Source organism: Shewanella sp. MF05913 (assembly GCF_059758095.1).
In genome coordinates, this window is the sequence record NZ_JCAYNT010000003.1 from 59,239 (window position 1) to 74,324 (window position 15,086).

Here is a 15,086-nt window from a genome sequence, read left to right on the forward strand (position 1 = left end):
AAATGGGTCATGTTATAAAAGCCAATATCAACACTAACTCAACGTCTGTTTATCAGTATCAATAAAGCGTATGCCAACTTCATGAGCACTTAATGGTCGATAGAAAAAGTATCCTTGAGCAATATCGCAACCATGCTCGACCAAATAATCGACTTGCTCTTGCAATTCCACGCCCTCTGCCGTGACAATTTTGCCCAAAGAATGTGCCATGCTAATTACCGCCTTCACCACAGCTTGATCTTCTGCTGAATCTATTAGGTTACGGATAAATGATTGATCGATTTTTAACGTCGTCGCCGGCAAAGATTTAAGGTACGCTAAAGACGAATATCCCGTACCAAAATCATCAATTGCCACATGAACATTAGCCGCTCGTAACTGTTGTAAAATATCGATTGATTGTTCAGGTATTGCCATTAAGGCTGTTTCAGTAATTTCAAACTTAAACCAACTCGGCTGTGCACTATACTCTTCAATAATAGCTAGCAGCTCCTCAGCCAACAAGGTGTTCATTAAATCTAGCGCAGACAAATTTACCGATACACGCTTAAAATCAAACCCCTGCTTATTCCATATCACTAACTGCTCACATACGGTGCTCAGCACCCAGCGGCTGAGTTCGAAAATTAACCCAGTATCTTCGGCAACGGGAATAAATTCAGCAGGTGAAATAACGCCTAATTCAGGGTGTTCCCAGCGAATTAACGCTTCAAAGCCCGATAATTGATATCCAGACAATTCAATTAAAGGCTGATACACCATAAATAATTGCGAATGTTGCAGCGTCGAAACCAATAACGCTTGACGTAAGCTTTGTTCTATTAAAAGGCGTTTTTTATTAAAGATCGCCTGTTCTTTATTACAAAATGCGACACAAAATGGGGTCTTTTTAGCCTCATATAATGCTGAGTCCGCCTGACTCAATATGGCTTCCGCATCGTTGCCATCGTTAGGAAAAACACTGATCCCCACTCGGCAACCTAAAATAATGGTTTGCTCTAAAAATTCAAAATGATGCTTAAAGGTATCGATTAAATCCAGGGCAATGATATTGGCCGTTGCAGCGCTAGTATTGGGCAAAGAAATACAAAATTTGTCTCCACCAAAACGTGACACAACGTACTTACCTTTTAAACCTTTAATAATTCTATCTGCGGCTTGCTTGAGAATATGGTCGCCAGCACTATGACCAAAGTTATCGTTAATCACTTTAAAGCGGGTTAAATCTAAAAATAATAATGCCAAAGGTTGGCTCGTTTTGTGGCACAGCTGAATTTCATCTTCTAGAAGCAATTTAAAATAGTAACGATTTGCCAACCCCGTTAAGTCATCAAAGTGCGACAACTGATACAGGTCATCTTGTTGCTGTTTGCGTGCAGTCACATCATGGGCAATGCCTTCACAACCAATGCACTGCCCGTCTTCATCATACATAGGGCGCTCTAACACTTCAAAGCTGTGAGGATTGCCGTCGACATCAAACAATTCCATATCAAATGGCGGTAAGTGTTCACCGCTTAAAATCCGCTTTATATAACCAGAAATTAAACTGTTTTTAGGATTGTTGGTTAAAAATTTATAATAATAATCACCAAAACCGCTGATAGTATGGCCCAGAATATGAGTCACCGACGGGCTAACATAATGAACAAAACCTTTGGTATCATGCTGATAAAAAATATACTCATCTTCTAATGACTCAACCAAACCTCGATAGCGGTTTTCGCTGCGGGTCAGTTGTAATGTGCGCTCTAACACTAAACTTTGTAGATTATCTTTAATCCGTTTTAATTCGCTATTGGCTGCTTCTGCGTTATTGTTGGCTAACAATAGCGCACGGTTATTGAGCCTTGTTTGCATAACCCAGGTCATGAGCAGCAAAATAAGCACACCTGCCACCACAGCTAATTCCATAAACTCTTGATAATCTTTTGGCAGGCCAATATTGGCGCCCCATGCCTCATTGATGGCTTTTATTTCAGGAGCCGTTAACGAGTCAATGCCTTTTTGCATAATGCTCGTGAGTAACGGTAAATCATTTCTAACTGCAATTGATTCATTAGCTTGATTTTTTTCGTAAAATGCAGCAACTTTTAAATCTGCAAAATTGTATTTTAACTGAAAATAATTGGCCGCAGCTAAAAAGCTAATCGCAGCATCCGCATGGCCTGCTTGTACCGCCTCTAACGCTTCACGCATGCTATCAACATAATACGGTGTCACAGAAGGAAACTCAGCTCTGACTTTATCGGAATAATGATAGCCCTTAACTAATGCCAGCGTTTTACCGGCTAAATCTCCGCGATTCAGTATCGAAATTTTGCTTTTTTTAGTAATAATCACCAACGATTTAAAGATGATAGGTCTCGTAAAACTAAAATCTCCTGAGCGATCGGGTGTATTAACCATGGTTAATACCATATCTATTTGGTTTTCATACAGATTATTAACGATTTTTTCCCACCGATGTTCACCATCTACAACAAACGTAATTCCGAGTTTTTTGCCTATTAGGGTTAAGGTATCTACGGCCATACCGATGGGTTGACCTTGCTCATTGAGAAAACTATACGGAGGAAAATTGCCATCAATACCCACAGAAATTTGCTTATGTTGACCTAACCACTGTGATTCTTGCGGGGTTAATAAATGAGTCGCGGAGATGACGGAAACGTTGATGTTTCCCACACTAGAAGTAGGAGCGCTTTCAGCAACAATACTATTAGTAGAAACACTATTTGCAGAATCATTATTATCAGAATCATTTTTAGCAGAATCGGTTCTAGCAGAATCGGTTCTAGCAGAATCGGTTCTAGCAGAATCGGTTCTAGCAGAAACGTTTTCAACGGCAAATGCGGTAGGATAAAAAAACAGTAGGCATAGTGCAAAAAATACGGTTGTGATAGTAATATTCCGTGTTTTTATTATCATTAAATCATTCCATAACCATAAGATGACGAACAGTCGCTTTAAATTAATATGAGATTGTTACTATAAGATTGACACTGCCAAATCTAGTATCACGATAAAACCCAATCGTAAGTCGTATGACATCTTTTTGTGGCGGCCTTTAAGGGTAGAACAGTCACGGTAAATCGCAACAAGACTAAAACCTAAGCAAATCTGAATCGATGTTTTACGGCACACACTTAACATTACAAAGTATAAGGTTTTATCTTGGGTGATTATAATCAATTACCTAAAAAAATGATGATTAATTTAGCTGAGGCTTATTTAAAGTTGTTTCTTGTGATCGAGTACACAAATATGATCAATCCAAGCCAATAAAGCTATCGCGGCAACTGACTCGCGATGAACAAAAATGATCTTGAAACCACTAAGGGCTATGTGCATAACTATTCGCTAGAGTTATTCGCTAGGACTATTAACAAAAGTAAGATAAAAGAGAAAGTTACATTAACAAAACATTTTTTTATCAGTTAACGGTATTCACAACCAATATAGTATTACGATGCAAATTTCGTATTTTAATGTCCATTAAACAGCTCCTTATTGGTTTTATGCTCTTTATTTGCATTTACAGTTAATTTTATATCCTCATTAAAATCACAAGAACTTGCGAAAACGGGTTGTTTAACTCAACCTAACGTCGTCCCAAAGTCAGCGAAAACTGACTTACATGAGATACAGGTCGTTCACTTGTAACAATAAATACCGCTACAGAACTGCAAATAACGGGTGATTCCGTGGTCTTGTTTATTCGAGTATTCTGGCCAGATGTTGAATAAGACCATTTTTGCAACCGCTATGGATGACGTCAATCGGCCTGATTTGGCCAATCTTATTTGACTGACCACGCTGTCTCAGTCTTTACCGCACTATTAGAAAGTAAGTACAAGGATATCTAGCAAAGTAAGCACAAAGTATTCTAACAACGTAACAACAGAGTATTCGCGTTGTATTAGCACGAAACAATAACACGATAATAAATCGACAATTGACCACTTCCCTGTATAATCCGCGACCTTATATATTACGTCCTATCAGTCTTATTCTCACAATGCTACACCCTAGCCGCTTGTCGATAACAATGCTGTACCACTCTATGGAAACTTGTTTTGATTTCTACCGCTAATATTACTATGCAGTTTGGCCCAGAGCCGTTGTTTGAAAACATTTCGGCGCAATTTGGCCATGGCAATCGTTACGGCTTAATTGGCGCAAATGGCTGTGGTAAATCCACATTCATGAAGATCCTCAGTGGCGCGTTAGCACCCACCTCAGGTAACGTATCCATCACTCCAGGTTTAAAAGTCGGTACATTGAGCCAAGACCAGTTCGCCTTTGAAAAATTCAGTGTCGTTGATGCTGTGATCATGGGTGACGTAAGACTTTGGAAAGTGAAACAAGAACGCGACAGTATTTATGCTAAAGCAGAAATGACTGATGAAGACGGCATGCGTGTTGGCGATCTTGAAAGCGAATTTGCTGAAATGGACGGTTACACCGCAGAAAGTCGTGCCGGTGAAATCCTACTTGAAGCAGGTATCGATGAATCATTTCACTACGGGTTAATGCAGCAAGTGGCGCCCGGTTGGAAATTGCGTGTGTTATTAGCACAAGCCTTATTCGCCAACCCAGATATCTTGTTACTCGACGAACCAACCAACAACCTGGACATTCATACCATTAGTTGGTTAGCCGAAGAGCTAAACAAACGTAAGTGCACCATGATCATCATTTCGCACGACAGACACTTCCTGAACTCTGTGTGCACTCATATGGCCGACATCGACTACGGCGAATTACGTATTTACCCAGGTAACTACGAATATTTCCTAGAGCAGTCAAGCCTTATTCGTGAGCAGCTATTAGCCGGTAACGCTAAGAAAAGTGCTGAAATTGACGAACTACAAGACTTCGTTAACCGCTTTGGTGCTAACGCCTCTAAAGCGAAACAAGCCAGTTCACGCGCCAAGAAAATGGATAAAATTAAGCTTGATGATGTTAAATCGTCTAGCCGTATCACCCCATCAATTCGCTTTACTGAATCGAAAAAATTACATCGCCAGGCCCTCGTGCTTGAAGAGTTAGGCCATGGATTTGAAGAAGTGTTATTTGAACACGGCGACCTCATCCTAGAAGCCGGTTCTAAACTGGCGATTATCGGTGAAAACGGCGTGGGTAAAACAACCCTATTACGTTGTTTGGTGAACGAACTTCAACATAATCATGGTCGAATCAAATGGTCAGAAAATGCCGCCATTGGTTATTGCCCGCAAGACAGCAGCGCCGACTTTGACAATGACATGACTTTATTTGATTGGATGTCGTTGTGGCGCACACCAAAGCATAACGACTTAATGGTCCGTGGCATGCTAGGTCGTTTATTATTTACCGAAGATGACGCCAACAAAAAAGTGCGTAACTGTTCAGGTGGAGAGAAAAACCGCTTGTTATTCGGTAAGTTAATGATGATGGACATTAACGTGTTGGTCATGGACGAACCCACTAACCACATGGATATGGAAGCGATTGAAGCATTAAATCAAGCGTTGAAATTATTTGAAGGCACTTTGATATTTGTCAGTCATGACCGTGAGTTTGTGTCATCACTTGCAACGCGGATCATTGATGTTAAAGATAAAAAGTTGATTAACTTCCAAGGTACTTTCGATGAATATCTTGCAAGCCAGGCTGAATCAATAGCTAAAAAGTAGTTGTTATGTGTGCAAGTGAAACACTCACTCGCACACCACAAAGGCTTTCGTTTATGTGGTGACACACCATAAACGGAGGCCTTTTCTATCTAATACCATTCCGCGTTAGTAAGTGATCTCTCAGCGAGAATTTAAAAGGGCTTAAACAAGGCGAATGACTGAATGAATAGTTATTCTCTTTCGAAGTCATGCAACGCAGTGTAAGCCCTTTTAAAAATCGCCTGAAAGGAATGCCCCAGCGGCTCTTGCTCTGCGTTCTCGCTATTTGAAAGGGAACAACCATTACTACATAGCGACGCCTTAATCAAAAACCGCTGGACGCATTCTGAGTGGTCACTTATTAGTGCGGAATGGTATAAACCATTTTATATTTGTGGTGTTTTGTGTTTATCGAACTATTTAACAGCCAGTCTATTTAAGACACTGTGCTATGACGCTATGGCTGTTACAATCGTAAATGCTAATAGACCCGCTTGAACACTTAACATCAGTGTGTAAGTCGTAATTAAGTGTGTAAGTCGTAATTAAGTGTGTAGCACGCCAAATAACAACGTAAAACAATAATTAACTAAAAGTAGCGAACCTATCATGAAGAGAAAAATCGAATTACTGGCACCCGGTGGAGACGTCGATGCAATCAAAGCGGCAATCATAGCCGGCGCTAATGCCGTATATTGTGGCTTAGATACCTTCAACGCCCGTAACCGAGCGGCTAATTTGTCGTTCGATGACTTGATTGGTGTGATAGCACTGGCTCATCAATACCAATGTGAAGTCTTCTTAACCATGAATATCGTTATTCTGGAAAACGAAGTGCCTACGTTGGTAAAATTGCTTAATCAACTGGTTAATACCGGTATCGATGGCATCATAGTGCAAGACTTAGGGTTATTTAACTTAGTCAGCAAACATTTCCCATCGTTAGCCATTCACGCCTCTACTCAGCTGACCACCCACAATGAAGGTCAAATTGGTTTCTTGGCTAAAATTGGCGCTACCCGAGTCAATTTATCGCGCGAGTTAAACCTCGGTGAAATTAAAAGCTTAACCACCCTCGCCCATGATCACGATGTACTTACCGAAGTGTTTGTCCACGGCGCCTTGTGTATTGCCTTCTCTGGCCAGTGTTATTCAAGCTCAGTGAGTGTCGGTAACTCAGGTAACCGCGGGCGTTGCAGCCAGGCTTGTCGTGACGAATACGAAATCACCGCTGCGGGCAATAAGTTTCCACTAAATTTAAAAGACAACTCAGCCTATTTCGATTTACCAGAATTGGTAGATGCTGGCGTGGATTCGTTAAAAATTGAAGGCCGAATTAAAGGCGCGCAATACGTCCACACCGTGGTAGACAGCTGGCGTAAGCAGATTGATCAATTTGTCGACACAGGCAAGTTATTAGCCGACGACTCAAACCTATATAAAGTGTTTAATCGCGATTTTACTAACTCATTTTTAAAAGGTAATCTCACCAAAGACATGTTTATCGACAACCCACGCGATAACAGCTTTAAACATGCCAACGACGTCAGCAATGCCATTTCTGTGGTGCAAATCCAGGAAGCACAACACACATTATCAACCGCTAAAGATGCCATTGTTGAGTTAGTCGCTGAAAAAATTAATCACTTAAGCATTGCTAAACCAGCGTTAACCCTTGCGTTTGCGGGTAAAGCGGGCCAAACGTTATCGATCACGGTTACCACCCCAGAACAGCATTTTGTGCTTGAATCAGACACCACGTTAACCGCGGCAACAGAATCACAAATCGATCAAGCTGCAATTGAAAAACGCTTTAAGAGCTTAAAAGGCACGGGTTACCTGCTACAACCGTTTAATTTTGCTAACCTCGATACCGATTTAACACTGCCTTTTAGCCAGCTTACGCAGCTTAAAAACCAATTATTATTGCAACTCACTCAACGTGAATACATTGGCGCAGTCACGCTACCAAAGTTAGTTAAACACCCAAAAGTGACCGAAACACCGACGTTATCATTGCTGATCAGTGACGAGAAAGACATTAACTTATGCGATGTCACCGATGCCGATATTTACTTTAAGCTGCCAGAAAGTTTTAAGAAAAACGACAATAAATACATCGACATATTTTTGCGTAATCCAAGACTCATCCCGTGGTTTCCAGCCGTATTGATTGGTAAAGACTATGCAGAATCGGTACGACTGTTAGAAGCGGTAAAACCTGCTCGTATTGTCAGTAATAATACCGGTGTGGCATTTAAAGCCTATGAAATGGGGATTGAATGGATTGCTGGGCCGTTTTTAAATACCACCAATTCTTACGCCTTACTCACACTGCAAGAGCAGTTAAATTGCGCTGGCGCGTTTATTTCTAATGAGATTAATCGCAATCAAATTAGAAACATCGCCAGACCGGCAAAATTTAAACTGCTTTACAGCATCTATCACCCTATTTTGATGATGACCAGCCGCCAATGCTTTTTCCAACAAACGGTGGGTTGTAACAAGCCCAGTATCGAAGATGGCTGCATGCTTAAGTGTGAAAAAGCCACCACGATTACTAACGTCAAAGGGATCTCGTTTGCAGTAGACAAGCAAAAAGGGGGATATCCGAGTATTTATAACCACGAGCAGTTCTTAAACATTGAAGCGGTTGAAGACTTATCCCACTTATTTGACGAGTTCTTTATCGACTTAACCAATATCGGTTCTGGCTCGAAAGCTGAAATTGACAAAGTGCAATTGGTTAACCATTTTGAAAATGTATTAAAAGGCGTTTCCGAAGCTAAAATAGAACTTAATCAATTGGTCACAGTGTCGACGAACGCGCAATACCAACAAGGTTTATAAAACGGTCGTGTTAACCAGGCTCAGTTGTAATGATAACCGTCGTAACGATAGCATCAATGCACTGAGTCAATAAGATGGCGCGAGTGCTGTTAAAGCACTAAGTACAAAACAAAAAGCACAAACGATAAACAACGTATTGAAAAGAAGTCACCCTATGAGAAATGACATCGAAATAGTCGATCTACTCCGTGAACGCATTCCGTCTTTTGCATGCAAACCCGGTTGTCACGATTGCTGTGGGCCTGTCACCACATCATCAGCTGAAATGGCAAGGTTACCGGTTAAAACCGATGCCGAGCATGATGCCGCGTTAGCAGAATGGAACTGTGTTCATTTAGGCCCCAATGGCTGCGAAGTGTATGAACAGCGGCCGCTGATTTGCAGACTGTTTGGCACCACCCCACGGATGCCATGCCCTGAAGATCGCGGACCAGAAAAAATGATCGACACCAAAACAGAACAGCAAATCCATCATTACATAGCCAACACTCGTCAGGTATTGGTGTAGCATTCATGTATACCATTCCGCATTAATAAGTGACCATTACATACAAGATGTGGCCTACAAAATGTGCTTATAAGATTTGGTTTACCAAGAGTTAATAAACTAAAAAAGCGTGAGTCGATGTTAAGTTTATGCCAACCATAAGAGAACACACCATGACACTGCCGATGACATTACCTGTGCTCTACTCATTACGAAACTGCCCCTACGCAATGCGGGCAAGGTTGGCGATTTACGAATCGGGTCAACAAGTGCTCATACGGGATTTGGTGTTAAGCGACAAACCAGCAGAGTTAATGGCCGCATCGCCTAAAGCAACGGTACCCGTGTTAGTGATCAAAGATAACGCGTTAATGGATCAATGCCATGTTATTGATGAGAGCCTAGCCATCATGCTATGGGCTTTTTCACAAACCGATCCTGATCATTATCTGCACAGCCAATCGACTACAGCATTACCAGAAATGTTAGCGATCATTACTCAGTTTGACACTGAGTTTAAAGGACTGCTTGAACAATACCGCTGCTCAAAGCGATATCACGAACCCACGCTCACTCAAGACAGACAAGCATGCGAGCAATATCTTGGTAATCTCGAGTCACGTTTAACTCAACATCAATATTTACTGTCAGACAACCCAAGTCTGCTCGACCTAGCATTAATGCCGTTTATTCGTCAGTTTGCCCGAGTAGAGCGCCAATGGTATCTGCAAGCACCCTACCCACAGTTACGCCGATGGCTGAACCAATATTTACAAAGCAAAATGTTCACTAAAGTCATGGCGCAATACCCATTGTGGTTAGAATCGAAACAAGACCACGTCTTTGGCAAGCCGAAATAACCCTTACCTTTTTCGTAAAAGCGTTTTTACCCCGTAATACGACTCATCTATTATTGACCTATTAATGCTGCTGTATGTGTGTGTTAACGTGCGATAACGCCTCACAGAGACAATATTGACGACATTAAAGCAATTTAGCGCATTTTATTTAACCTACCGCTCTATTTTAATCACGGTGCAACACTGCTTAAGCCAAACTCAAAATAATTAAAACAAACCGTCACAAATAGTAAGAGCATCTTAGCCATCACAACGCCCATATTTAGCCAAAAACCAAATTGGTATTACCAATAATTAAAACACGCATTACCAAATGTAACATTGAGTTAAATCCATGTGATCAGATTCAATTACCTTATTATCATTAGTACAGATACAAGATTCTGTATTTCCTTTACAAATAAATACGCCGTTAAATCTAATGATATAGTCGTACAAAGCCTATTGTGGCTCACTATTATGCAGTTTAAAGCTGAACACAAACCTTGGTATGACAAAGTTATTATTTTGGTAAAGTAGATTGCAATTATTGGTAACGTGTTATATAAATGTTGCTGTTGATTAAAACAACGACAATTGGTAAGCCAACTGGTAATACCAAATAATTAGTTCTTTGGGGGGAATTATGAAGCTTAATAAAATAAGCGCGATGTTTAGTAGCTCAAAAAATAAAGCCAATAACATAACAATATTTGGCGCAACACTAACAGCAATCTTAACTATGCCAGCAGCATTTGCCGCTGATGCAGAACAAGTCGCAGCAGAAGTAGACACAAGTGAAATTGAAGTCATTGCAGTACGCGGTATTTTCGGTAGCTTAAAAGCAGCCAACTTACTTAAACGTACTGATGCCCGTATCGTTGATGCTATCGTTGCAGAAGATATTGGTAAATTACCCGACAACAACATTGCAGAAGCACTGCAACGTATCACCGGTGTATCAATCGAATCTGATTTTGGTGTAGGTGAATCAGTCACTATTCGCGGCGTATCAGAAAACCTTATTCTATTAAATGGCCGTTCTACTGCTGGCCCTGGCCGTGGCGGGATTAGCCTAGATGACTTCCCTTCAAGCTTCTTGAAAACGGTTGAAGTCATTAAGTCGCCAACACCAGAAATGATCGAAGGTGCACTTGGCGGTACAGTTAACATGCAAACTGTACGTCCACTTGAACTTTCTGAGCCACTTGTCGCCATCACCCTTGACGGTGAATATGCTGACAAAACAGAAAACGTAGCGCCTAACTTTACCGCGGCTATTGGTGATAACTGGGATTTAGGCGAAAACGGTATTTTCGGTGCTTCTGCCAACATTTCTTACCAAGACCGTGAATTGCGTCGCGACGAATACTTCAACAAAGTTGATTTACAAGACGATATCGATATTAACGGTGACGGTATTGTTGATGTGTCAGGCGGACCAAATGGTAAGTACCTGCGCAGAACAGAAAGCACAGTTGAACAAAAAATTGAAGAGCGCGAACGTACCGCTTATGGTTTATCACTTCAGTGGGCACCAACAAACGAAGATTTAAATATCTACGTTGACATGAACGCAACTGAATTAGATGGCGGTCAGGCTGCGTATTCTATTCTAGATGTAGGCGGTTCAGTTTCACCAAGAAGCGACTCTTACTACGACAGCAATGGCCAGCTTCACAACTATGACTTAACCGGGGTACTCACCATTCCAAAAACCTGGAGTGATTTTACCACCAACGAAACAACTTCACATGCCATTGGTGCAGAGTGGAACGTCACAGACAATATCGAATTATTTGCTGAATACGCCATTTCAAAATCTGAAGAACGTCAAACAGCATCAGAATTTAACTTACGTCCAATTGAACGTACCGATCCAACCCTAAATCTTGTTACACACACCAGCACAGGTAGTTCAACCAGCGGCGATGGTATTCCATCGTATATGTTTGAAGACACGGGCATGTTAACTAACCCAGACAACCTTGTATTCCGTGAGTTTTATCACAAAACGCTGGACACAGACAACGAAGAACAAGCATTGCGTTTTGATTTTAAAATCAATGATATTGGTGTCGATTTTGTCACAGCAGTTAAAGCCGGTGTGCGTTTTACCGACCGCGACTACAGCTCAAATCGTTTTGATTTAAAACCAAACGGCGACACGTTAAAAGATGCTTATAAAAAAGCTAAAAATGCAGATGGCTTATACAGCCCTACCTGGATTGATAATCCAATTATCGCCGACAGCTTTAAAACCATTAACATGAGCAACTCGTTCGACCAAACAGGCATTGCCGGTCAAAACGATTTACTCACTTACAATGTGTATGATGCAAACCAATTGCAAGATGCTGAAGCAACTTACGCATTAGTACAGCAAATGTTAGCTGGTACCACTTATGCAATGAACGGTTCTTTAGCTGACAACATGGTTGAAGACACAGGTGCTTATAAGTTCATTAATGAGAAAACCAGTGCTATCTACGCACAATTCCATTTAGACTTTGAAGACATCACTGCGGTTGTGGGTGGTCGTTATATTCAAACTGAATTAGAGTCGAGCATTGTAGATTCCGTTGATGCTAACGGTAAAAAAGTGCTTAACACAGGTAAAAACGATTACTCAGACTTTTTACCAAGCTTAAACGTAACCTATACCCTGTCTGAAGAAACGCTAGTTCGTTTTGCAGCCGCTAAAGTAATGCGCCGTGCAGACTTTGATGAGTTAAGCCCTGCACTATCAATCGACAACTCGTTAGTGACTGGTACTCAAGGTTCTTACCAATTAGAACCTTACCGCGTCACGCAATATGACTTGTCAGTTGAACACTACTTTGAAGATGGCGGTATCGTATCTGCCGCGTTATTCTACAAAGATGTGCAATCGTTTACCCAAACAGACAGTAGTTGTTTAGCTGACTCAAGTACGGTTAATGGTCAAAACACCACACAGTGGAACAACATTTGTTTACTTGATACCGCAGGTCAAAGCCAAGGCGACATCGTTAATGCCACCCAAGACCAAGGTTTAGCTTACGTCGATGCTGAAAAAGCAGCAGGCCGTACTGGTATTGCTATCGAAACCGACGTAAATGGCGGTAGCGGTGAAGTAAGAGGTTTAGAGCTAGGTTACCAACAGCAATTTGACTTCTTACCAGGGCTTTGGTCTGGTTTTGGTGTTAACGCCAACTACACCTATGCCGACAGTGAACAGCCAGACGGCAACCCACTGTTAAACATTTCTAAGCACACAGCCAACACCCAATTGTACTGGGAAGGTGAAGAACTTCAGTTCCGCCTAGCCTACAACTGGCGTGACCGTTACTTAGATGAGCAAAGCACAAAGCGTGTGCAAACTGTAGGTGCATTAGGTTACAACGTATTTAACCAAAATGACCCTTCAGCAGATAGCTATGACCCAACAGTAGGCAATAGTTACCGCGAAGCACGTGGCCAGTTCGACTTCTCAGCAAGCTGGGATATCAACGAAAACTTCACTGTGGTAGCCAATGCAGTAAACATCACTGGTGAGCCAATTGAATACACTTCAGAGTTAGGTTCAGTTTGGGCTTACAGCGAAGCAGACCGTCGATACACGCTAGGCGTACGCGCCAAGTTCTAATCGAGCAAAACCAAAAAGCCTATCAAATTGATAGGCTTTTTACTTTACTGAATCAAGATTAATGCTCTGTCGTCGCGCTTAATACCAATGAATAATCGGCTCAATAATCAACTGTATTACCTTAACCCTTACCAATATAAATTTTGGTATGTCCAATTGCTATAATTGGTTGACAATGTGGTTATAATTAACTAGAATTTTGTAATACAAGTTGATAATCAATTTACCGAATTTTTGAACGTCACACACAGCATTAAATACATTGTTAGCCACAATAATTAGGCTCGCAAACTTTATCGTAGAAACGCATTTACCACTATATTTAGGAGTTAGATATGACAAAACCAGTCATCGGTTTCATCGGCCTAGGCCTTATGGGCGGCAACATGGTTGAGAACCTACAAAAAAGAGGTTACCAGCTAAATGTAATGGACCTTAATAAAGACGCTGTAGCGACCTGTGTTGCTCGCGGCGCTAATGCCGTCAGTTCAGCAAAAGAACTGGCCGCAGCAAGTGACATTGTTATGTTGTGCTTAACCACATCAGCGGTCGTTGAGAAACTGGTTTACGGAGACGAAGGTATCTTAGCCGGTATTAAAGAAGGTGCTGTGCTGGTTGATTTTGGTACTTCAATTCCATCATCAACCCGTAAAATTGGTGCCGACCTGGCCGCTAAAGGCGCAGGTATGATCGACGCCCCACTCGGCCGTACACCTGCTCACGCGAAAGACGGTTTATTAAACATCATGGCCGCTGGCGACATGGACACCTTTAACAAGGTAAAACCTGTGCTTGATGAACAAGGCGAAAACGTATTCCACCTAGGTGCATTAGGCGCTGGCCACACCACTAAGTTAATCAATAACTTTATGGGTATGACTACAGTGTGTGCAATGTCACAAGCCTTTGCTGTTGCAGACCTTGCCGGTGTTGACCGTGCACAACTGTTCGACATTATGTCTGCAGGCCCGTCTAACTCACCGTTTATGAAGTTTTGTAAAAACTACGCCGTTGATGGTGTAAGCGACTTAGGTTTCTCTATTGCTAACGCCAACAAAGATTTAGGCTACTTCTTAAAAATGGTAGAAGACCTAGGCACAGAATCTAAAATTGCTGAAGGTTCATCTGCTAACCTACAAGCCGCATTCGATGCAGGCTTAGGTAATGGCAACGTACCAGAGATCTTCGACTACTTTGTTAAACTAGCAAAATAGTCATATTGCATCGCCCGATAAGGGCTTTATAAATGCAACATTTAAAAGGTCTTCGTAATGAAGACCTTTTTATTTTCCAGATATCGAAATATCAACAACGCGCTGTCGATGACTTGGGTTCATGTCACGTGACTGAATTTTTCGACCGTAGACGCTCTAAAAAAGTCTACCTTCAAACCTATGAAATGCGTTTACGCCCGATCATAACCTAACTCACCTTTGGTCTTGGGTTTTACCCATTATGTTAAGCTAATGCCCTTAACTTATTATACCATTTCCATTAATTATGTGACCAATCAGAGTCACTCAGATTGTTCAGTTTGAGGCGCATTGTTGAAATAATGGTTATTCCCTTCTAAGACAATGCAACAAAGAAATGAACGGTCTGAGTGTCTCCTGCAAGGCGGG

Annotated in this window: 8 protein-coding genes; 7 read left to right on the forward strand and 1 reads right to left on the reverse strand. The window is 41.5% G+C overall.

From position 1 onward, the window contains the following. Nucleotides 1–33: 33 nt before the first annotated feature. The gene (locus AC19MV_RS06000; RefSeq protein ID WP_498306358.1) at nucleotides 34–2,931 is read right to left on the reverse strand and encodes an EAL domain-containing protein; all 2,898 of its coding nucleotides are present in this window, start codon (nucleotides 2,929–2,931) and stop codon (nucleotides 34–36) included. Between the two features lie 1,148 nt (nucleotides 2,932–4,079). Here AC19MV_RS06000 and AC19MV_RS06005 point away from each other — a divergent pair. The 7 genes from AC19MV_RS06005 (at nucleotide 4,080) to AC19MV_RS06035 (ending at nucleotide 14,890) form a co-directional block, all read left to right on the forward strand. Next, nucleotides 4,080–5,681: an ABC-F family ATPase gene (locus tag AC19MV_RS06005; RefSeq protein WP_432400265.1), complete on the forward strand. Its 1,602-nt coding sequence runs from the start codon at nucleotides 4,080–4,082 to the stop codon at nucleotides 5,679–5,681. Nucleotides 5,682–6,269: 588 nt separating this feature from the next. Next, nucleotides 6,270–8,510: a peptidase U32 family protein gene (locus tag AC19MV_RS06010; protein WP_498306360.1), complete on the forward strand. Its 2,241-nt coding sequence runs from the start codon at nucleotides 6,270–6,272 to the stop codon at nucleotides 8,508–8,510. Between the two features lie 154 nt (nucleotides 8,511–8,664). After that, entirely contained in the window at nucleotides 8,665–9,018 is a 354-nt protein-coding gene (locus AC19MV_RS06015) for a YkgJ family cysteine cluster protein (protein ID WP_432400263.1), read from the forward strand. Nucleotides 9,019–9,146: 128 nt separating this feature from the next. Further along, a complete protein-coding gene (locus tag AC19MV_RS06020; RefSeq protein WP_498306362.1) occupies nucleotides 9,147–9,857 on the forward strand; it encodes a glutathione S-transferase in 711 nt (236 codons plus the stop codon). 625 nt (nucleotides 9,858–10,482) lie between these two features. Beyond that, nucleotides 10,483–13,464 (forward strand): TonB-dependent receptor, encoded by a 2,982-nt coding sequence (locus tag AC19MV_RS06025; RefSeq protein ID WP_498306364.1) that lies wholly within the window; start codon nucleotides 10,483–10,485, stop codon nucleotides 13,462–13,464. Between the two features lie 335 nt (nucleotides 13,465–13,799). Next, nucleotides 13,800–14,678 (forward strand): NAD(P)-dependent oxidoreductase, encoded by an 879-nt coding sequence (locus AC19MV_RS06030; RefSeq protein ID WP_498306366.1) that lies wholly within the window; start codon nucleotides 13,800–13,802, stop codon nucleotides 14,676–14,678. A gap of 32 nt (nucleotides 14,679–14,710) precedes the next feature. Continuing rightward, nucleotides 14,711–14,890, forward strand: coding sequence for a hypothetical protein (locus AC19MV_RS06035; protein WP_498306368.1), 180 nt, complete (start codon nucleotides 14,711–14,713; stop codon nucleotides 14,888–14,890). Nucleotides 14,891–15,086 lie beyond the last annotated feature (196 nt).